Source organism: Rhizobium sp. H4, from assembly GCF_003013335.1.
In the GTDB taxonomy this organism is placed as follows: Bacteria; Pseudomonadota; Alphaproteobacteria; order Rhizobiales; family Rhizobiaceae; genus Rhizobium; species Rhizobium sophoriradicis.
In genome coordinates, this window is the sequence record NZ_PSOW01000005.1 from 287,963 (window position 1) to 307,202 (window position 19,240).

The 19,240-nt window shown below is 61.5% G+C and carries 19 protein-coding genes; 12 read left to right on the forward strand and 7 right to left on the reverse strand.

Going from position 1 to position 19,240, the window contains the following annotated elements:
* Window positions 1-186 precede the first annotated feature (186 nt).
* Together C4N04_RS10200 and C4N04_RS10205 are read left to right on the forward strand one after the other, a co-directional pair.
* Window positions 187-2,502 carry a methyl-accepting chemotaxis protein gene (locus tag C4N04_RS10200; RefSeq protein WP_096764383.1) on the forward strand — a complete coding sequence of 772 codons (2,316 nt, stop codon included), beginning with the start codon at window positions 187-189 and terminating at the stop codon, window positions 2,500-2,502.
* Window positions 2,503-2,626: 124 nt separating this feature from the next.
* Window positions 2,627-3,628 carry an LLM class flavin-dependent oxidoreductase gene (locus tag C4N04_RS10205; protein ID WP_106795964.1) on the forward strand — a complete coding sequence of 334 codons (1,002 nt, stop codon included), beginning with the start codon at window positions 2,627-2,629 and terminating at the stop codon, window positions 3,626-3,628.
* Between the two features lie 68 nt (window positions 3,629-3,696).
* Here C4N04_RS10205 and C4N04_RS10210 read toward each other — a convergent pair whose 3' ends face one another.
* On the reverse strand, window positions 3,697-4,443 hold the full coding sequence (locus C4N04_RS10210) for a YebC/PmpR family DNA-binding transcriptional regulator (protein ID WP_038691096.1): 747 nt from the start codon (window positions 4,441-4,443) through the stop codon (window positions 3,697-3,699).
* Between the two features lie 142 nt (window positions 4,444-4,585).
* Between C4N04_RS10210 and C4N04_RS10215 the strand changes: the two genes are divergently transcribed.
* Window positions 4,586-5,089, forward strand: coding sequence for a pyridoxamine 5'-phosphate oxidase family protein (locus C4N04_RS10215; RefSeq protein ID WP_038691094.1), 504 nt, complete (start codon window positions 4,586-4,588; stop codon window positions 5,087-5,089).
* A 33-nt stretch (window positions 5,090-5,122) separates the two neighbouring features.
* Here C4N04_RS10215 and C4N04_RS10220 read toward each other — a convergent pair whose 3' ends face one another.
* The 6 genes from C4N04_RS10220 to C4N04_RS10245 all read right to left on the reverse strand — a co-directional run bounded on the left by C4N04_RS10220 (window position 5,123) and on the right by C4N04_RS10245 (window position 10,716).
* Window positions 5,123-5,971: an MBL fold metallo-hydrolase gene (locus C4N04_RS10220; RefSeq protein ID WP_106795965.1), complete on the reverse strand. Its 849-nt coding sequence runs from the start codon at window positions 5,969-5,971 to the stop codon at window positions 5,123-5,125.
* Window positions 5,972-6,080: 109 nt separating this feature from the next.
* A complete protein-coding gene (locus C4N04_RS10225) occupies window positions 6,081-6,905 on the reverse strand; it encodes a YmdB family metallophosphoesterase (protein ID WP_077990520.1) in 825 nt (274 codons plus the stop codon).
* 3 nt (window positions 6,906-6,908) lie between these two features.
* On the reverse strand, window positions 6,909-7,496 hold the full coding sequence (locus C4N04_RS10230) for a 5-formyltetrahydrofolate cyclo-ligase (protein WP_039622052.1): 588 nt from the start codon (window positions 7,494-7,496) through the stop codon (window positions 6,909-6,911).
* Between the two features lie 129 nt (window positions 7,497-7,625).
* Window positions 7,626-8,543, reverse strand: a complete 918-nt coding sequence (locus C4N04_RS10235; RefSeq protein WP_106795966.1) for an NAD(P)-dependent oxidoreductase — start codon at window positions 8,541-8,543, stop codon at window positions 7,626-7,628.
* Window positions 8,540-9,364: a glycosyltransferase gene (locus C4N04_RS10240; protein WP_106796009.1), complete on the reverse strand. Its 825-nt coding sequence runs from the start codon at window positions 9,362-9,364 to the stop codon at window positions 8,540-8,542. Before C4N04_RS10240 ends, C4N04_RS10235 begins: the two co-directional genes overlap by 4 nt.
* A 131-nt stretch (window positions 9,365-9,495) precedes the next feature.
* Window positions 9,496-10,716 (reverse strand): NAD-dependent epimerase/dehydratase family protein, encoded by a 1,221-nt coding sequence (locus C4N04_RS10245; protein ID WP_106795967.1) that lies wholly within the window; start codon window positions 10,714-10,716, stop codon window positions 9,496-9,498.
* 163 nt (window positions 10,717-10,879) lie between these two features.
* On the opposite strand from C4N04_RS10245, the gene ybgC reads away from it, so the two are divergent.
* The 9 genes from ybgC (at window position 10,880) to tilS (ending at window position 19,157) form a co-directional block, all read left to right on the forward strand.
* Window positions 10,880-11,335, forward strand: coding sequence for a tol-pal system-associated acyl-CoA thioesterase (gene ybgC, locus C4N04_RS10250; protein ID WP_096764375.1), 456 nt, complete (start codon window positions 10,880-10,882; stop codon window positions 11,333-11,335).
* A 373-nt stretch (window positions 11,336-11,708) separates the two neighbouring features.
* Window positions 11,709-12,428 (forward strand): protein TolQ, encoded by a 720-nt coding sequence (tolQ, locus tag C4N04_RS10255; RefSeq protein WP_004671617.1) that lies wholly within the window; start codon window positions 11,709-11,711, stop codon window positions 12,426-12,428.
* 18 nt (window positions 12,429-12,446) lie between these two features.
* Window positions 12,447-12,902 carry a protein TolR gene (tolR, locus tag C4N04_RS10260; RefSeq protein WP_003566333.1) on the forward strand — a complete coding sequence of 152 codons (456 nt, stop codon included), beginning with the start codon at window positions 12,447-12,449 and terminating at the stop codon, window positions 12,900-12,902.
* Between the two features lie 8 nt (window positions 12,903-12,910).
* Window positions 12,911-14,056: a hypothetical protein gene (locus C4N04_RS10265; RefSeq protein ID WP_077990511.1), complete on the forward strand. Its 1,146-nt coding sequence runs from the start codon at window positions 12,911-12,913 to the stop codon at window positions 14,054-14,056.
* On the forward strand, window positions 14,057-14,503 hold the full coding sequence (locus C4N04_RS10270; RefSeq protein WP_106795968.1) for a cell envelope integrity protein TolA: 447 nt from the start codon (window positions 14,057-14,059) through the stop codon (window positions 14,501-14,503). It abuts the gene before it with no gap.
* 22 nt (window positions 14,504-14,525) lie between these two features.
* Window positions 14,526-15,833, forward strand: coding sequence for a Tol-Pal system beta propeller repeat protein TolB (gene tolB, locus C4N04_RS10275; protein WP_077990845.1), 1,308 nt, complete (start codon window positions 14,526-14,528; stop codon window positions 15,831-15,833).
* 150 nt (window positions 15,834-15,983) lie between these two features.
* Complete coding sequence (gene pal / locus C4N04_RS10280; RefSeq protein ID WP_106795969.1) at window positions 15,984-16,517, forward strand: peptidoglycan-associated lipoprotein Pal; 534 nt, start codon at window positions 15,984-15,986, stop codon at window positions 16,515-16,517.
* A 157-nt stretch (window positions 16,518-16,674) separates the two neighbouring features.
* Window positions 16,675-17,664 carry a tol-pal system protein YbgF gene (gene ybgF / locus C4N04_RS10285; RefSeq protein WP_106795970.1) on the forward strand — a complete coding sequence of 330 codons (990 nt, stop codon included), beginning with the start codon at window positions 16,675-16,677 and terminating at the stop codon, window positions 17,662-17,664.
* Window positions 17,665-17,675: 11 nt separating this feature from the next.
* Window positions 17,676-19,157, forward strand: a complete 1,482-nt coding sequence (gene tilS, locus C4N04_RS10290) for a tRNA lysidine(34) synthetase TilS (protein WP_106795971.1) — start codon at window positions 17,676-17,678, stop codon at window positions 19,155-19,157.
* Window positions 19,158-19,240: the final 83 nt, after the last annotated feature.

Below are 19,240 nucleotides of genomic sequence, written 5' to 3' on the forward strand. Positions count from 1 at the left end.
AACCTTCCCGGATTTAAGCCGCTCCATTTACCGCGAATTAAAACAGATGCTTGAATTCTAGTGTCGAATACGAGGGGTCTCGTGTCGCAAAGAGATAAGCCCCCGATGTTCTGTTTGAAGACCGGTCGATCAGGCATGCGTTGCCTGCCCGCGCCGGCAGGCGCGTTCAGAAGGGGTTCGTCGTACATGGCTCGGAGATTTCAATCCCTGTCCTTCAAGGTCATTGCCACATTCATCCTGATGACCGTGCTGTCGATCGCGGTGATCGACGTGCTCGCCTATTTCGCCAGCAGCCGCATCTCCGATGAGCAGGCGCTGAAGGCCAAGGAGAGCGTGCTGATCTTCCGCGGCGACATGCTGCAGGACCAGTTGGCGCAGCTCGAGAACCAGGCCAATTCCATCGCCCGCATCGAGGCGCTGCAGATGTCGATCACCAGTCTGAAGAGCGGCTGGAAGACCATCGAGAAAACCTCCGGCGATGCCCGTGCCGAGCTGAAGAAGGTTTTTATCACGGCCAATCCCAACCCGGCCGATCAGCGCGAGAAGCTGATGAAGCCGGAAGGGCCGAGCGGTTTTTATTATTCGAATCATGAAAAGACGCAGGGCGAGGTCGCCCGCGACCTCGAGGATACCGCGTTCAGCGATCTGCTGATCGCCGATCTCGACGGTACCGTCCTCTATTCCTACAAGAAGCTGGACGACTTTGCCGAGAATCTGAAGACGGACGCCTGGAAGACGACCGGCGCCGGCATCGCTTTTGCCAAGGCGATCGAGAATACCGCCAAGGCGACCGATGATGCCGCGCCGACAGGCTTTTCGGGGCTGCGCGTCGATGCCGCCAGCGGCAGGTCGGCGATCTTCTATGCCGTGCCGATCGTCAAGCTCGGCGCGGCCAAGGGCATCATCCTGTTCAAGGTGCGTGACGACATCGTCACCAGCATCCTTGCAAAGGGCATCGTTCAGGGCAGCACCGCGCGGGCGGCGATCGTCTCCGCCGATGGTTCCGCTATCGGTCTCGATGCCGGCGGCAAGCTTGCGACGCTCGATGCCGCCCCCTTCACCTTCATCAAGGATGCGCTTGCCAGTTCGGCGATGACGGTGGCGGATTTCGACAGGGCGGACGGCTCCGCGCGCGCCTATGTTCGCGGCATCGATTATCGCGGCGACCGCTTCCTCGTGGTCGAAAGCGTGCTGCTGAGCGAGCTCAACGCCGGCTCGATCGAGATCGCCGCTTTGCTGACGATGATCGGCATCGGCGTGCTCGTCGTCATGGCGATCGCCACCGGGCTTGTCACCAATCTTCTGTTCTCGCCGCTTGCGCGGCTTGCCGGCGTCACCCGCGATGTCGCCGATGGCAAGCTCGACAGCGAGATCGGCAGCCTGAACCGCAAGGATGAGATCGGTACGATGGCGAATGCGCTCGCCCGTTTCCGGCAGTCGCTGATCGAAAGCCGTGAACTGGAAGCCGCCAGCGAAGAGACGCGCCTACAGGCAGAGCAAGACCGCCAGCAGAACCTTGCCGAGCGCGAGGCCGAGGCGAAGACGCTGCAGCAGGTGGTCGAGGCGATCGATGAGGGCCTGCATCATCTGGCGAGCGGGGATCTCGCCTATCAGATCGAGCGGCGCTTCCCGAACGAGCTCGAAAGCCTGCGCATCAATTTCAACGAGGCGCTCGCGACGCTGAGCGAAACCATGACGGCCATCGGCGGCAACTCGATGGCGGTGCGGGCCGGCTCCGAGGAGATGCGCACCGGCGCCGACGAGCTTGCCGGGCGCACCGAGCGCCAGGCCGGCTCGATCACCAAGACGGCGAATGCGATCAGCGCCATCACCCAGTCCGTCCGCCGGCAGATCGAGCGAGCCGAACAGGCCGAGCGCATCGCCCGCGACGCCAAGAAGGAGACGACCGGCTCCGGCCAGATCATGCGCGAGACGATCGCAGCGATGGAGGCGATCCAGACCTCTTCACGCCAGATCAACACGATCATCTCCGTCATCGATGACATCGCCTTCCAGACCAATCTTCTGGCGCTCAATGCCGGTGTCGAGGCGGCGCGCGCCGGTGAATCGGGCAAGGGTTTTGCTGTCGTCGCCATGGAAGTGCGCGAGCTCGCCCAGCGTTCGTCGAGCGCGGCCAAGGAGATCTCCAGCCTGCTGCAGAAATCGACGCATGAGGTCGAAAGCGGCGTGTCGCTTGTGGAAAGGGCAGGGGTCGCGCTGACCGGCATCGGCGCGCATGTCGAGGCAATCAACGGTCAGATCCACGAGATCATGGGTGCGACCCGCGAGGAGGCCAACACACTGCGGGAGATCAACAGCGCCGTCGCCGAACTCGACGCGATGACGCAGCAGAATGCCTCGATGGTCGAGGAGACGACGGAAGCGATCCACCGGCTGGCGACGGAGGCCCTGGAAATGGATCGCCAGCTCGGCAATTTCACGCTGTCGCACGGCGATCATAGGCCGAGCGCCGAGGTGCATGTGCTCCGCCGTCACCGCTAGGCATTGCTTCCGGCATCCGGCCTGGGCCGCGTTCGCGCGGCCCTTTGTTTTGCCTGCATGGTTTGGAATGGTGCGGGTGCGAACCTACATAGGCTGCATCCTTCAACTGGCCGGCAGGTTTTCCATGGTTCCCTTCTCCATCCTCGACCTTTCCCCCGTTGCCGAAGGCAGCACCGTGCGCCAGTCGCTCGAAAGCTCGGCGCGAATGGCCCGCAAGGCCGAGGAATTCGGTTACAAGCGCTTCTGGCTCGCCGAACATCACGGCATGCCTGGCATCGCCAGTGCGGCCACATCAGTCGTCATCGGTCATGTCGGGGCGGCGACGAAAAGCATTCGCATCGGCTCCGGCGGCGTCATGCTGCCCAATCATTCTCCGCTCGTCATCGCCGAGCAGTTCGGCACATTGGAGGCGCTCTTCCCCGGCCGCGTCGATCTCGGGCTCGGACGTGCGCCGGGGACGGATATGCGCACGGCACAGGCGCTACGGCGCAACCTTGAGGCCGGCGCCAACAGCTTTCCGAACGACGTGGTCGAACTGCAGCAGCTGCTCGGCACGCCGGTCGAGAACCAGGCGATCCTCGCCGTTCCCGGCAATGGTTCACATGTTCCGATCTGGCTGCTCGGCTCCAGCCTCTACAGCGCTCAGCTTGCCGCCATGCTCGGGCTTCCCTACGCCTTCGCCTCGCATTTCGCGCCCTACATGCTGCTCGATGCGATCGCGATCTACCGCGATCGCTTCCAGCCCTCGGCAACGCTCGACAAGCCCTATGTGATGGTCGGCGTCATGGGCGCGGTGGCGGCGACGGACGAGGAGGCGCGCTATCATTTCACCTCCGCCGAGCAGCAGTTCGTCAACCTGCGCCGCAATGTCCGCGGCCCGTTCCCGCGGCCGGTGGCCGATATGGAGGCTTTCTGGTCGCCGATGGAGAAGATGAACGTCGAACACACGCTGCGTTATGCCGTGGTGGGATCACCGGGGACGGCGGAAGCGAAACTGACGGAATTCATTAAGGAAACCCAGGCCGACGAGGTGATCATCTCGATGCCGATCCATGATATCGAGGCGCGGCTGAGGTCGGTGGAGCTGTTTGCGGGACTGGAGAATTTCATGCGGGTGGCTGCGTAGGCAACGCGCAGCTCGGCACAAAAAACCCGGCGCCGAGGCCGGGTTTTTCATGGAATCGTTTTGAAAAGTCAGGCCGAGAGCTTGGCCAGCACTTCTTCCGAGACCTCGAAATTGGAATAGACGTTCTGCACGTCGTCGTCATCTTCCAGGCTGTCTATCAGCTTCATCAGCGACTGGGCTTTTTCTTCGTCCACCGGCACATTGTTCTGGGCGCGCCAGACCGCCTTGACGGTTTCGGCTTCGCCGAGGCTCGTTTCCAGCGCTTTCGCCACTTCGCCGAGGGCTTCGAAGGCGCAGGTGATGTAGTGGCCCTCTTCGTCGGTCTCGACATCGTCGGCGCCGGCTTCAATCGCGGCTTCCATCACCTTGTCGGCGTCGCCGACGGAAAGCTTGTAGGTGATTTCGCCGACATGGTCGAAGGAGAAGGAAACGGAACCGGTCTCGCCGAGAGCGCCGCCGGCCTTGGTGAAGATCGAGCGGACGTTGGAGGCGGTGCGGTTGCGATTGTCGGTTAGGGCTTCGACGATGATCGCCGTGCCGCCGGGACCGTAGCCCTCGTAGCGGACTTCGTCATAGTTTTCGCCGTCGGCGCCGGCTGCCTTCTTGATGGCGCGATCGATATTGTCCTTCGGCATGGACTGGGCCTTGGCGTTCTGGATCGCCAGGCGAAGACGGGCGTTCATAGACGGGTCGGGCAGGCCGGCCTTGGCGGCAACGGTGATTTCGCGCGCGAGCTTGGAGAACATTTTCGACCGCACGGCATCCTGACGGCCTTTGCGGTGCATGATGTTTTTAAACTGTGAATGGCCAGCCATGGCACCCCTGTTCACGTCTCATTGTTCGGAATGGGGCGCCTTATAAGAGCGAAACGGCACCCGTTCAAGGGAAAAGCAGTTCGGAACAAAGGCGAAAGGATGACGTTTTCAATCGAACTCCATCCAACGGAAAGGAACGGTCATGGCAAGTCTCAGCGAGGCGCGGGAGCAACCGGCACGTCAGCTTTGGGATCAGGTCAACGGCGTTCATGCCGGCATGCTCGGAATTTCCGGACTGGATATGCACATGCAGCCGATGGCGCCGCATGCCGATCCCACCACCAACACGATCTGGTTCTACACCAAGACCGACGCCGATATCGTGCGCGTGATCAAGCCCGGCAGCCGCGCGCATTTCTGCGTCATCGGCAAGGATCACGACTACCACGCCTGCCTCTCCGGCGTGATCGAGATACGCCCCGACCCTTCCAAAATCGAGGAATATTGGAGTTCGATGGTTGCGGCCTGGTATGACGGCGGCAAGAAAGATCCGAAACTCACTATGCTTTCCCTGCATGTCGACGATGCCGACATCTGGGTTTCCACCGGCAGCACCCTGAAATTCGGGTGGGAGATCGCCAAGGCCAATCTTGACGACGACAAGATGCCCGACGTCGGCGTGAAACGTCACCTGCAATTTGCCTGATGCGCAAGGTTTGGCGGGACCCGCCGGACCTTTTTACTGCACGCCTTTCATCACGTAGATCAGTGGCTTCTTCGGCAGCGTGCGGATGGAGACGGTGATGCTGTCATCAGGCGCATAAGCGACATCGAAGTCCTTGCCGAACATGGAGACGAAGGAATTGACCGGCGGACCGCGGCGGTGCATCGGCAGGATCAGCGACGAGCGCAGGCGCTTGATCACACGGCTCATGCTGTCGGCGCCCATGGTCAGGCCGCCGTCGACCGGCACCATGACGACGTCGAGGCGGCCGATCTCGGTATAATGGGTATCCGTCAGTTCGTAATGCAGATGGCCGAGATGGCCGATGCAAAGGCCGGCAATTTCGAAGACGAAAATCGAGTTTCCATTCTGCTGCGAGCCGCCGAGGCCATAGCTGAAGCGGATATCCGTGGTGACGTTGCGGATATGGGTGTCGCCGACCACAAGATCGATTTTGGCTGCCTCGCCGGGAACATCGCTCCACCCATGCAGCACATGCTTGATGCCCGGCTCAGGCGTCAAGGTGAAGTGGGTCGTATGCGCCTTGTTCATCGTGACGACGTCCGGAAGCGTCGCCGGCCGGTACCAGCCGTTATAATCTGTCGCGATGATGATGCCGGCGGGAGTGTCGATCTCGAAGGTGGAGTGGCCGAGGAAGGTCAGTTTGACGTCCTCGCCCTCGGAGCTGGCCGGTACGACCGGCTGGGCGCCGGAAAAGCTGGCGAAGGTCGCCTTCGGGATGGTCTGCGCGATTGCCTGGCACTGGCTGACGGGCGGCCGCTGTTGCTGCGCCCTTGCTGCGGGACCCGACACGACAAGGGCGGCTATGCATGCGATCGCGAGAACAAGATGTTGCGGCTTCATGCCACCCCTCCGGCGCTTTCACGAGAAGGCCGGAGAATGCGGCAAGAGGTCGCAGCGGTCCAGACCGTGAATGCTCACAATCGTGTGTGGGGTCTGTGTCGAGGCAGCTTTACCGCCAGAACTCCGGTAGGGTCTCGGCCAGGCGCGGTCCGAGCCGGAGCGGCGCGATCTTTTCGGCCAGTCCGGTCGTGTCGGAAATCTCGACGCCGACGCCGCAGATCGTCGCCGGGCCGCTCGCCGCTTCCATGCGGCCCTTCGGCATCTTGGAGATGAAGCGGTTGAGCGGCTCCTCCTTGTCCATGCCGAGGGAGGAATCATAGTCGCCGCACATTCCGGCATCCGACATATAGGCCGTGCCGCCGTTCAGGATCTGTGCATCGGCGGTCGGCACATGGGTATGGGTGCCGACGACGAAGCTGGCGCGGCTGTCGACGAAATGGCCGAAGCACTGCTTCTCGCTGGTCGCTTCGGCATGGAAATCGAAAATGATCGCATCGGCCTGCTCCTTCAGCGGGCAGGCGTCGAGGATCACCTCCGCCGATTTGAAGGGATCGTCGAGTTCCGGATGCATGAAGACCCGGCCCATGACATTGGCAACGAGCACGCGCGCCCCGTTCCTGGCATAGAAAAGACCGGAGCCGCGGCCCGGCGTGCCTTGGGGATAGTTGGCCGGCCGCAGAAACTGATCGTGGCGCCCGGCAAAGGCGACTGCTTCCTTCTGGTCCCAGACGTGATTGCCTGTCGTCACCACATCGGCGCCGGCATTGATCGTTTCCAGAAAGATGTCCTCGGTGATGCCGAAGCCGCCGGCGGCGTTCTCGCCGTTGACGACGACGAAATCGAGCCTGAGGTCGGAGATCAGGCCGGGAAGACGGTCCCAGACCGCCGTGCGTCCCGTCTTGCCGACCATGTCACCCAAAAAAAGCAGCCGCATTCCCTATCCAATCCAAGAGGCAAAAAAGCGCAGGCCGCTTTCTGTCAGGATGGCATCCAGGCTAATGTCATGCGGCTCGTCCGGCACATGTGCCACTTCCTGGCAGTCGAATGCAATGCCGATCAGCTTCGGATGCAGGCCTTTCTCTCTTAGCCGGCTGATGGCACGGTCATAGTAGCCTGCGCCGTAGCCGATGCGATGGCCGCGGGCATCGAAGGCCGAAAGCGGCACCAGCATGATCTCGGGGTGGAGAATGGCAGCCTCCGCGCCGGGAGCCACCGTGCCGAAGCCGGTCTCAATGAGAGGCAGCCCTTCGGTCAGTTCTCGAAAGGCGATGGTCTGCTTGTCGAGGATCGCCGGCACGCACAGCCGTGCGCCGCGCGCTGCGAACCGGGCCATCAGCGGCCGCAGATCGGCCTCGGACCGGATCGGCAGGAAACCGGAGACGATCGTTCCGGGGGCGAAGGCGACGGCCTCGCCGGCATGATCCGCCATTGCAAGGCTTTTGGAGATGCGCTCCTCAGGAGCGATGGCGTCGCGGGCGGCCAGCCGTTCATTGCGCAACTGCGCCTTCAGTTCTCGTGCGGTCATTCGATCTGCCAGATGTGAGAGGTTCTGCCGAGCATAGACGGCTGGAGGCCCGATGCAAATGCAGGCTGCGACGGGGGCGCGGCGGTTTCACGCCGTGTCGGCCTGCGGCCGCCTATCGTCAGGGGAGGCCTATCGCTCCTGCGTGGATTTGCGGGCTGACGTCGCCAGCGAAGCGGCCAGCCGCCGCATTGTTTCCTCGAACAGAGGGGTTCCGCCCGGCATCCAGCCGAGCGCGCGGATTTTCGCCGTGCTCATCGGATTGAGCTTTGTGCCGTCGGCCGGAGCCGGCAGCGCATGGCGACAGTCCGTCTCACGCCGGATGGGGGCAAGGATGTCGCGGGTGTCGACGACGATGTCCGACACGTTGAAGATCTCGCCGGAGATGCGCGTGCTTTCCGTTTCCAGCATCAGCCGCACCGCCCGCCCGAGGTCGCGGCCGTGAACCTCCGTGCCTGCACGGGGAGCGACCGGCCGGCCGGCGCGATAATCGTCGATGAGGCCGTCCCATTTGTTCGGCGAGAGATCGCCATAGATGCCGGTCGCCCGCAGACTGACGCCGGCAAAACCCGGTGCCGAGAGATGGGTCAGCGCGCCTTCGGCGTCGAGTTTGATCTGGCCGTAGAGCGTCTCCGGCTTCGGCAGCATCGTTTCGGTAAGCTCGGTTCCCGCAGGGTGTTCGCCGTAGGCCGCCCGGCTGGACAGGAAGACACAGCGGCGCGTACCGGCGCGTTTGGCCGCTTCGAAAAGCCGGACAGTGCCATCCAGGTTCAACCTCTGAAAGCTCTTCGGGTCATCGCCCTCGCCGCCGCGATATTTGCCGGGAACGTGGCTGAAGGCGGCGTGGACGAAGAAATAGGCGTCGTCGAAAATGTCGATCTGGTCCTTATCGGGATCGAGCGAAAGCGCTGCGAACTCGACCGGGCGGGAGAAGAGGCGGGCACGCGGCGCACGGCGTCCACCGACGATCACCTGATAGCCGGCGGTCAGAAGCTCCTCGACGACATAACGGCCGACGAGACCGGTTCCGCCGGATACCAATACCTTCATGCTGCCCCTTCCGGATTGTCTAGCGCCGCGATCTCCGGCACATAGCTATCATTGTAGAAACGATGCCACAAATCGATCAAGGGTTGTAGCTGTGCTGCCTTGGGATGATCCTTTTCCCACGGTTTTTCATATTGGTAGTGCAGGATCGAAACGCTCTTCCAGTCCCAAAGCGCCGGCATGGTGAACCATACATATTGCAGCATGTTGAAATAAACCGGCAGGCCGTGCCAATCCGGGAAGAACGTCTCGAGAAAGGTCTGATCGGTGCGCCGCCAGAAGGTGTCCGGTCTGTCCAGGCTTTCGAGCATGAGCCGGAATGTGTCATGTGACGGCGTGGCGACGAAGACGCCGGAGTTCATGCGGCGGAAGTCGGCGAGGCTTTCATAGACATTGGGGGCGGCGGAAAATTCCGGATAGAGGAAGAGCCTGTCGACGTTCTTCAGCACCAAGGCATCGGCGTCGATGAAGACGCAGCGTTCGTATTCGACGAGCTGCCAAAGCCTGAGCTTGCAGAAATTGTCGAGCGGCGAATGAAAGGCGGGCTTACGGCCCTTGGTGAAAGGCGCGGCGGAATGGAGTTGGCCGCGGGCGTGGCGTTGGTTGAAGGCGTCGGAGAGCGGCAGGTGCTCGACTTCGATGAGGCGGCAGGCGTGGGCTTCCAGTGGGGCGAGGGCGGTTGCATCGACGCCGCCGGTATGGAGGACGACGATGTCGGCGGTGGTACCGGTTCGGCGAAGCGAGTTCACCAGGGCGGTGGCGCCCATGGCGTAGTCGGCGTTGGTGACGAGGGTGACGTAGGCGAATACGGACGAGCGGTTCATCGGGTTCGACTGCCTCGATATGTCTTGCTCCGGCGGAGGATAGACGGCAAGGCGTTGCTGCATGTCTCTTCTCCCCGCTGGGGAAAGAGGGAGCAAGCCGCGGCCTTCTAGCCTTCGTCACCGCTCAGCACTCATGACACCGACTTCAGCCGCTTGCCTTCCGGATCGTGGTTGATCGTCGCGGCGATATCCCTGGTCCAGGCGGAGACGGCCGGCACGCGGGCACGGTCGACGCGATAGGCGAATTTCTTCGCGACGTCGACGATCTCGCCGAGCAGGCCTGTTTCCAGCGTGATCGGTTCGAGGCCGAGATTGCGGAACTTTTCGTTGCGGACGATCAGTTCGTTTTCGGCGGCTTCCTTGCGCGGGTTGGGCAGCCAGGCAATTTTGGCGCCGCTGATCCTCGCAATCATTTCGGCGAGGTCGCGTACCCGGTGGGTCTCCGTCATCTGATTGAAGATCTCGACGCGGGCGCCGCGGGCGGGAGGATTCTTGAGGGCCAGCTCGATGCAGCGCACCGAATCCTGGATATGGATGAAGGCGCGGGTCTGGCCGCCGGTGCCGTGCACGGTCAGCGGATAGCCGATCGCCGCCTGGATGAGAAAGCGGTTCAGCACCGTGCCGTAATCGCCGTCATAGTCGAAACGGTTGATGAGCTGCGCGTGGCGGCGCGTCTGTTCTGTATGCGTGCCCCAGACGATGCCCTGGTGCAGGTCGGTGATCCGCAAGCTATCGTTCTTGGCGTAGAACTGGAAGAGAAGCTGATCCAGGCACTTGGTCATGTGGTAGATCGAGCCGGGATTGGAGGGATAGAGGATTTCCTGGCTGACCGTCTCGCCGCCCGCCGTTTCAATGGCGACTGGGAGGTACCCTTCCGGGATCGCCGCGCCGACCGTCGAATAGCCGTAGACGCCCATGGTGCCGAGATGAATGAGATGGGCGTCGAGGTTGAGCTCGGTCAGCGCGTTCAAAAGGTTGTGCGTGGCGCTGACATTGTTGTTAACAGTGTAATTCTTGTGGCGGTCACTCTTCATCGAATAGGGCGCGGCACGCTGTTCGGCGAAGTGGATGATGGCATCGGGGCGATGTTCTGAGAGCCAGTTCTTCAGGAGTTCGTAATCCTTGGCGAGATCGATCAGATTGAAGTGGATGCGTCGCCCCGTTTCGGCATGCCAGATGCGGGTGCGCTCCTGGATCGAATCCATCGGTGTCAGCGACTGAACGCCGAGCTCGGTATCGATCCAGCGGCGCGACAGATTGTCGAGGATATGGACGTCGTGACCGGCATCGGAGAGATGCAGCGAGGTTGGCCAACCAATGAAACCGTCTCCGCCCATAACCGCAATCTTCATCACATCGTCTCCTGATCGTTCGCTCATTATCGGGAATAGTTAGGAATTATGACAATCATTCAATGCCTGCCGGCGGCGCATTCAATGCATGCCTACCGGGCAATCAATGCTTGCCTGCCGAGAGGCGTTGCGCCAAAGAGGGCCCCGCAGTTTGGAGAAAATTATGACGGAACGCCCTTTTTCCATTTCGGGAGAGCTGACGGAGACCGGACATCGTCTCGTCCAGCGGGTCTATTATGAGGACACGGATTTCTCCGGCCTTGTATATCACGCCCGCTACCTGCATTTTCTCGAGCGCGGCCGCACCGATTATCTGCGCTGCCTCGGCGTCGAGCAGCGCGAGCTCGTCAGCGCCGACGAGGAGGGCCTCGTCTTCGTCGTCCACCGGATGGAGATCGACTTCAAGAGCCCGGCGCGCATGGACGATGTGCTGACGATCCTGACGCACACGGAGAAGGCCGGCGGCGCCAAGATGGTGCTCAATCAGCAGATCCGCGCGGGCGAGACGCTGCTGATCGCCGCCAAGGTGATCATCGCCGTCATCAATGCCAAAGGGCGGCCGCGGCGGCTGCCGGAGACGCTGGCGGCGAAATTCCTGGAAGGCAGCACGCCGCTATAGCGCCGAATCGGCCGAGATTCGGCCTTGTAAAAACTTGAGCTTTATGTGAAGGAATTCCCGCGCCGGAGGATGCACGCTCTTTCGGCTGCCGGATCTGCTCCGGTCAAGTAATCCAGGAATAAAATCTCCCGAATACAGGCTTGCTGTCATAGTCCGGCACTAACGATCTATTAACCATAATAGTGTCTTACTGGGAAAGTCGGAGTTTGTGCGGTGCACGCCTTCCTTTGACCAAATTTGACGGCAAGAAGGCGGGAGATGAGCTTGGAAGCTTGACCAGGGCTTTGGGCGGCGGCCGCCGGACACTTCTTGCGAGATCACTTTGTGCCGCCCGGTCCAGCACCGGGCGTTTGGATTCGGGGATTTTGGATCAATGGAACAAGTAGGATTGGCAGCAGCCACGACGGACGTCAGCCTCTGGTCGCTTTTCATGCAGGCCGGCATCGTCGTCAAGCTCGTCATGCTCGGGCTCATCGCAGCCTCGGTTTGGACCTGGGCGATCGTCATCGACAAATACCTGGCCTATGGCCGCGCACGGCGCCAGTTCGACAAATTCGAACAGGTCTTCTGGTCAGGCCAGTCGCTCGAAGAACTCTATCGCTCGCTGTCGGAGCGCAACAATACCGGCCTGGCGTCGATCTTCGTCGCGGCCATGCGCGAGTGGAAGAAATCCTTCGAACGCGGCGCGCGCTCGCCGATCGGCCTGCAGATGCGTATCGATCGCGCGATGGATGTGACGCTCGCCCGTGAAACCGAATATCTCGGTGCCCGCCTCGGGTCGCTTGCGACGATCGGTTCGGCCGGTCCGTTCATCGGCCTGTTCGGCACCGTCGTTGGTATCATGACCTCGTTCCAGGCGATCGCCGGTTCGAAGTCGACCAACCTCGCGGTCGTCGCGCCCGGCATTGCCGAAGCGCTGCTTGCCACCGCGATCGGCCTTGTCGCCGCTATTCCGGCGGTTATTGCCTACAACAAGTTCTCCGCCGATGCCGGCAAGCTCTCGGCGCGCATGGAAGGTTTCGCGGACGAATTCTCCGCCATACTTTCGCGCCAGATCGACGAGAAGCTGCAGCCGCGCGCTGCTGCTCAGTAACCAACGGAGTATTCTGACATGGGTATGGCTGTTGGAGGCAATGGCGGCGGGGGCGGCGGACGCCGCCGTCGCGGCGGTCGGAACAAGGCCGTGATCTCCGAAATCAACGTGACGCCGCTCGTAGACGTCATGCTGGTGCTTCTGATCATCTTCATGGTAGCGGCACCGATGATGACCGTCGGCGTGCCGATCGATCTGCCGGAAACGCAGGCCAAGGCGCTGAATTCCGAGACGCAGCCGATCACCATCTCCGTCAAGAATGACGGCGAGGTGTTCCTGCAGGAAACGCCGATCCCGGCCGCCGAGATCGCCGCCAAACTCGAGGCGATCGCCACGACCGGCTATAACGAACGTATCTTCGTGCGCGGCGACGCGACAGCGCCCTACGGCGTCATCGCCGACGTCATGGCCCGTATCCAGGGCGCAGGCTTCAAGAATATCGGCCTGGTGACGCAGCAGAAGAAGGACCAGTAGCGTTCAAGATGAAGACCAGCGTCGTCACATCTGCTGTTCTGCACTGCCTGGTGCTGACCTGGGCGATGGTATCGCTCGGCGCGCCGGAATCCTTCAAGGTGGAGGATTTCGAGGCGATGCCGGTCGATCTCGTGCCGGTGGAATCCATCACCCAGATGCAGCAGGGCGACAAGAAGGCTCCGAAGAAGGAGACCTCAGCGCCCGTGCCGACGACGCGGCCGCCGATCGCACAGCCGGCCGAGAACGCCGGCGACAACAATGTCGATTTGAAGACGCCGCCGGTGCCGAACGCCAAGCCGAGCAACAGCGAGGCGGCCGCCGCCAATTCCAGCGAAAAGCCGCAGCCCCAGATCGATCCAAAGCCGAACGACGTCAAGGAAGTCAACAAGGAAGAGACCGAGGTCGAGCAACCGAAGGAAGTCGCCTCCATTCCGCCGCCGAAGCCCGTCGAAGTGACGCCGCCGAAGCCCGAGGAAAAACCGCCGGAAGAACAGGCCAAGCCTGAGGAGCCGCCGAAACCGGATGCGGAAGCATTGCCGGACAAGGTGCCGACGCCGGTCGTCAAGCCGCAGGTAAAACCGCCGGAGCCGCAGAAGCCTGCCGAAAAGCCACCGGAAAAGACTCCAGACCAGCCGAAGGCTGCGGAAGCGCCGACGGACAAGAAGAAGGCCGACAAGAAGCAGGAAGTGGCGAAATCCGCTTCGTCAATGAAGAGTGACTTCAACGCGGATGAGATTTCCGCCCTGCTGAACAAGACCGATCCTTCTGCCGGGGGAGCTAAGCGCTCGACCCAAGAGGCCTCGCTCGGTGCGAAGAAGAGCAATGGTGCCTCCAAGCTCAGTCAAAGCGAAGAAGACGCGCTAAAGGGTTTGATCGAGGGTAACTGGCTTATCACTCCGGGAATGGAAGGCCTTTCCGGCATGGTCATCACCGTGCATTTCAAACTCGACAAAGATGGAAACATTATCGGCCAACCTGAAATCGAGTCTTCCGGTGGAAGCAGCACCGATTCAACGCGTCGTGCGCTGGAAAGTGGCGCTTACCGTGCCGTGATGAAATCTGCTCCGTCGTTCCGCACGAATCTTCCGATGGACAAGTATGACGTGTGGAACGAGGTCGTTCTTAATTTTCATCCCAGCGATATGGGGATTTAAATGCCGACCGATTCGATCCATTTCGCGAAATCTTTCGGCATATGCGCGATGCTGGCAGGGTTGATCCTTGGCCTCGCATTTCCCTTCGATGCAAATGCGGAGACGGCTGATCGCCGAAACAGCGATGTCAATTCGCTGCGTATCAGCGTGGCTGAAGCTGAGGCGGTGCGAAACGCGATCACAGATCAATTCTTCGTCGACAATCGCCTGAAAGACATCGGCAGCGTGCGTTTGACGATCCACATAAAGCTCGCCAGAGACGGGCAGATCGTAGGCAACCCTGATGTGCAGGTCACCGGTGGCAGTGAGCGTGCGCAGAAAAGTCTTACCGCTTCCGGCCTTCGCGCCGTTCGTCGCGCAGCTCCTTTTACGATGCTTCCGAAAGATAAATACGATGCTTGGAAGGAAGTTGTTTTCAATTTCGACACAAGCGCTCTTACCCGATAAGATGCTGAAAGGCTTGTTTGATATGGTCAAGTGTTCTCTCATCCGCGCTCTGATGGTCATTGCAGGCCTGATTGGGGCTGCAGCCTTTACGACGCCGGCGAACGCGTTGGTCACTCTCGATCTTCGAAAAGGCAACGTTCAGCCGATGCCGATTGCGGTGACGGATTTCCAGGGCGACATGGGCGCGCAGGTCTCGCAAGTCATCGCCGCCGACTTACAGCGGTCGGGTCTCTTCGCACCGATCAACAAGTCAGCCTTTATCGAAAAGATCTCCAATCCGGATGCATCGCCGCGTTTCGAGGACTGGAAGGTCATCAATGCCCAGGCGCTGGTCACCGGCCGGGTTACTAAGGAAGCAGATGGCCGTCTTCGCGCCGAATTCCGACTTTGGGATCCGTTCGCCGGGCAGCAGATGACTGGTCAGCAGTTCTTCACCCAGCCGGAGAACTGGCGCCGTGTCGCGCACATCATCGCCGATGCGATCTACAAACAGATCACCGGTGAAGAGGGTTATTTCGACACCCGCGTCGTCTTCGTCTCGGAATCCGGCACCAAGCAGCAGCGCAAACGGCAGCTGGCGATCATGGATCAGGACGGCTTCAACGTGCGCATGCTGACCGACGGCAGCGATCTCGTGCTGACGCCGCGTTTCTCGCCGAGCCGGCAGGAAGTCACCTACATGTCCTTTGCCAACCAGCAGCCGCGCGTCTATCTGCTGCAACTCGAAACCGGGCAGCGCGAGGTCGTCGGCAACTTCCCGGGCATGACCTTCTCGCCGCGCTTTTCTCCGGATGGCCAGAAGGTGATCATGAGCCTGCAGCAGGAAGGCAATTCCAACATCTATACGATGGACCTGCGCTCGCGCACGACGACGCGGCTGACCTCGACGGCAGCGATCGACACCTCGCCCTCCTATTCGCCCGATGGTGCGCGTGTCAGCTTCGAAAGCGACCGCGGCGGCAAGCCGCAGATCTATGTGATGAATGCCGATGGTTCCGGCCAGACCCGTATCTCCTTCGGCGACGGCTCCTATTCGACGCCGGTCTGGTCGCCGCGCGGCGATCTCATCGCCTTCACCAAGCAGTCCGGCGGCAAGTTCTCGATCGGCGTGATGAAGCCGGACGGTTCGGGCGAGCGCATCCTGACGACCGGCTTCCACAATGAGGGGCCGACCTGGGCGCCGAACGGCCGCGTGCTGATGTTCTTCCGCCAGGCAGCAGGCTCTGGCGGCCCGCAGCTCTATTCAATCGATCTGACCGGCTACAACGAACAACTGGTCAAGACACCGACCTACGGTTCCGACCCGGCCTGGTCGCCGCTTCTGGAGTAAGAATGCGGCAGTGCCTTCTTGTCGCCCCAGAATCATGGAAACCGGGCTGCTACGGGACAAATCAGTAAATTGTTAACCATAATCTTTGAGGGGCGGTTAACCGAGTGCGGTTACTGTCCGGAAACCCTGAAATCGCAAGGAGACCCGGCCATGAGCCGAATTCACACCCCGGCAATGAGCCGCATGCAGAATTTCGCCCGCAACCCCGTCATGATCGCGCTTGTCGCCGGTCTCGCGCTTGCAAGCTGCGCCAAAAAGCCGCCGAACAGCGCCGGTGATCTCGGCCTCGGCGCCGGCGCGAGTGGGGCTGCAACGCCGGGTTCGGCCCAGGACTTCACGGTCAATGTCGGCGACCGCATCTTCTTCGATACCGACTCTTCGTCGATCCGCGCCGATGCCTCGCAGACGCTCGACCGTCAGGCGCAGTGGCTCGGCCGTTACCCGAATTACCAGATCACCGTCGAAGGTCATGCCGACGAACGCGGCACGCGCGAATACAACCTCGCGCTCGGCGCCCGCCGTGCTGCTGCCGCCAAGGATTACCTCGCTTCGCGCGGTGTTCCGGCGCAGCGCATGAAGACGATCTCCTACGGCAAGGAACGTCCGGTCGCCGTCTGCGACGATATTTCCTGCTGGTCGCAGAACCGCCGCGCGGTCACCGTGCTCGGCGGCGCCGGCATGTAATCTTCGGATACAATTCGTTTTCGGAAGGCGGTCCCGCGAGGGGCCGCCTTTCTTTTTGACCACACTTTGGCCAGACTCCGTTGCTTTTTGACAGCAATTGGAAAAATCTCCTGTTCGCGCTTAAAGCGCGAAGAATCACTGGGACAGGACGATACATATGAAGAAACTTGTCGTGGCAGGCATGCTGTGCCTCGCGGCTATGACGGGGAGCGAGCGGGCCGCCTATTCGGCCTCGTTCTTCGGGCTGCATCTTGGCGGTCGATCCGCGGGAAACCAGGCGGCGGCGCCTGTTGTCAAGGTGCAGAGCGGCGACGCCGAGGTTCGCGTGCAGCAGCTCGAAGAGCAGCTGCGGCAGCTGAACGGCCGGATCGAGGAGATGAGCTTCCAGCTGCTGCAGATGCAGGAGACGATCCGCAAGCAGCAGGAAGACAATGAATTCCGCTTCCAGCAGCTCGAGAAAACCGGAGCCGGCGGCGGTGGCGCCAAGGCTCCTGTCAAGAAGAGCGAGACCGATGCCGCTCCGGCAGCTTCCGGCGGGGATGATGTCGCCAGGGTAATCCAAGCACCGCAGGGGGCCGAAACGGCTCCCTCCACCGACGTGCCTGATAATACCGGCCTCGGCCAGCCGCCGAAGCAGCTCGGCTCGATCGAGTTCGATCAGAACGGCAACCCGGTCGGTGGAACCGTCGACGAAAATGCCAGCATCGGCTCCGGCCCGATTCCCGATGCCAGTGGCCGCACACCGCAGCAGACGGCATCGCTCGGCAGTGAGGCGGATCAGTACAAGGCAGCCTACGGCCACGTCTTGTCGGGCGATTACGGCACCGCAGAGCAGGAATTCAACCAGTACATTGCCCGTTACCCGAGCAGCGCGCGGGCGGCCGACGCCAACTTCTGGCTCGGCGAAGCGCTTTATTCGCAGGGTAAATATAACGAGGCGGCCAAGACTTTCCTCAACGCGCATCAGAAATACGGCAGCTCGGAAAAGGCGCCGGAAATGCTGCTGAAACTCGGCATGTCGCTTGCTGCCCTCGACAATAAGGAAACGGCCTGCGCGACGCTGCGCGAAGTCTCGAAGCGCTACCCCAAAGCGTCACGCGCCGTCATAAGCAAGGTTGCGAGCGAACAGAAACGCCTCGCCTGCTGAGGTCTTCCGGAATGTCTCCGGAAGCCGCATCGCCTCATGCGGCGATCCTCCAGTTTCTAGCATCGCTTCAAAGTCCTGCGCGCATTCTCGTCGCGATCTCGGGCGGCAGCGATTCCACCGGCCTGCTTCTCCTCCTCGACGAAGCCGTGAAGGCCGCGCCTCATCTCAAGATTTCCCTCTGTGCTGCCACCGTCGATCACCGTCTGCGGGCCGGCTCCGCGGACGAAGCGCAACAGGTTGCCGCGCTCTGCGCGTCGCTCGGCATTCCCCACATCATCGCAGCCTGGCAGGGCGACAAGCCGAAAACCGGCGTCATGGCCGCGGCCCGTGAAGCGCGATACGATCTCTTGGCGGAATCGGCGGAGAGGCTCGGCGCCAATCTCATCGCCACCGGCCATACCCTCGACGATCAGCGCGAAACATTGCAGATGCGCGGCATGCGAACCGAGCAGGTTTCGTCAGGTATCGCCGATGCGGTGCTCTTCAACCGGCGGTTCTGGATTTTGCGGCCGCTCCTCTTTTCCAGCCGCGCCGACATTCGGGCTTTCCTAAGAGAGCGCGGCGTGCCTTGGATCGAAGATCCCAGTAATGAGGATGTGAAGTATGAGCGCGTGCGGATCCGCCGGCGGCGGTCGGCCGATCCTGCGATGGAGACGGATATTCGCGCGGCCTGGGAAGCGCGGCGGGCTCTGTCGTCCCGGGCCGCTGATTGGCTGGACCGCCATTTCAGGCTTCATGGTGGCCTGCTTGGGCAGGTATCTGTTGATGGTTTGCGGCAGGATCGCGCAGTTCTGGACTATGCGCTCGGCCGCCTGACGGCCGTCTTCGGCGGACAGCCATTCGTGCCGGGGAGGGCGCAGATGGCGCGCCTTCTCTCATTTGCCACCGGCGGGGAACCGGGTCGGATGACTATCGGTCGAGTCGTGTTCGATCGCAGGCGGGACGGGCTTTATTTCACGCGGGAGAGCCGGGGGATCGTACCGATGATTTTACGGCCGGGAGAGGCGGGGGTGTGGGATGGGAGGTTTGAAGCCGTAAACGGCTCCGGAGAGACCGTAACGATAGAGGCGCAGGCCACTCACTACTCCCTCATTCCTGTGTCCTCAGGGCCTCGCCCGAGGGATGTCACAGGAATCCAGCCACCGCGCGTCGGCGCGGTGGATGACTCTACAAAACAGGACGAGTCTTCCGCGCCCAAGGACTTGGGCGCGCTGGATTCCTGTGACGAGCACAGGAATGAGGGGGAGTGGAGCAGGGGCCTGCCCAAGGCGGCGTGGAAACGTGCCGTCGCCTCCGCGCCGGCTTTTGCCGTCGATGGACACCCTCTATCTCTGCAATCTGTCGGCTCGATCCATCTGACACCCTATTTCGCACCCTTCGACCGCTTTTTGACACGATTCAATTTCATCTTTGCCGACAGGCTTTCGGCGGTTTTCGCGATGGCGCCCTATGCGGGGCTGCCTTTTAGAAGTATTGACGGAAAAACCATCTGACCTGGGGGATTGCCTTGGCAACAGCACGGCGCAACCCTATGTTAGAAAGAATAAGACCGTCGCCATGAGGCGGCTGTTCCAGT

Bases quoted from the DNA above. Each gene is read 5' to 3' on its own strand.
- tilS (WP_106795971.1), top strand. From the start codon at position 17,676: ATGTCTCCGGAAGCCGCATCGCCTCATGCGGCGATCCTCCAGTTTCTA.
- tolB (WP_077990845.1), top strand. From the start codon at position 14,526: ATGGTCAAGTGTTCTCTCATCCGCGCTCTGATGGTCATTGCAGGCCTG.
- C4N04_RS10235 (WP_106795966.1), bottom strand. From the start codon at position 8,543: ATGAAGGTATTGGTATCCGGCGGAACCGGTCTCGTCGGCCGTTATGTC.
- ybgF (WP_106795970.1), top strand. From the start codon at position 16,675: ATGAAGAAACTTGTCGTGGCAGGCATGCTGTGCCTCGCGGCTATGACG.
- C4N04_RS10240 (WP_106796009.1), bottom strand. From the start codon at position 9,364: ATGAACCGCTCGTCCGTATTCGCCTACGTCACCCTCGTCACCAACGCC.
- tolQ (WP_004671617.1), top strand. From the start codon at position 11,709: ATGGAACAAGTAGGATTGGCAGCAGCCACGACGGACGTCAGCCTCTGG.
- C4N04_RS10230 (WP_039622052.1), bottom strand. From the start codon at position 7,496: ATGACCGCACGAGAACTGAAGGCGCAGTTGCGCAATGAACGGCTGGCC.
- C4N04_RS10210 (WP_038691096.1), bottom strand. From the start codon at position 4,443: ATGGCTGGCCATTCACAGTTTAAAAACATCATGCACCGCAAAGGCCGT.
- C4N04_RS10265 (WP_077990511.1), top strand. From the start codon at position 12,911: ATGAAGACCAGCGTCGTCACATCTGCTGTTCTGCACTGCCTGGTGCTG.
- C4N04_RS10245 (WP_106795967.1), bottom strand. From the start codon at position 10,716: ATGAAGATTGCGGTTATGGGCGGAGACGGTTTCATTGGTTGGCCAACC.
- C4N04_RS10270 (WP_106795968.1), top strand. From the start codon at position 14,057: ATGCCGACCGATTCGATCCATTTCGCGAAATCTTTCGGCATATGCGCG.
- C4N04_RS10215 (WP_038691094.1), top strand. From the start codon at position 4,586: ATGGCAAGTCTCAGCGAGGCGCGGGAGCAACCGGCACGTCAGCTTTGG.
- tolR (WP_003566333.1), top strand. From the start codon at position 12,447: ATGGGTATGGCTGTTGGAGGCAATGGCGGCGGGGGCGGCGGACGCCGC.
- pal (WP_106795969.1), top strand. From the start codon at position 15,984: ATGAGCCGAATTCACACCCCGGCAATGAGCCGCATGCAGAATTTCGCC.
- C4N04_RS10220 (WP_106795965.1), bottom strand. From the start codon at position 5,971: ATGAAGCCGCAACATCTTGTTCTCGCGATCGCATGCATAGCCGCCCTT.
- C4N04_RS10200 (WP_096764383.1), top strand. From the start codon at position 187: ATGGCTCGGAGATTTCAATCCCTGTCCTTCAAGGTCATTGCCACATTC.
- C4N04_RS10205 (WP_106795964.1), top strand. From the start codon at position 2,627: ATGGTTCCCTTCTCCATCCTCGACCTTTCCCCCGTTGCCGAAGGCAGC.
- C4N04_RS10225 (WP_077990520.1), bottom strand. From the start codon at position 6,905: ATGCGGCTGCTTTTTTTGGGTGACATGGTCGGCAAGACGGGACGCACG.
- ybgC (WP_096764375.1), top strand. From the start codon at position 10,880: ATGACGGAACGCCCTTTTTCCATTTCGGGAGAGCTGACGGAGACCGGA.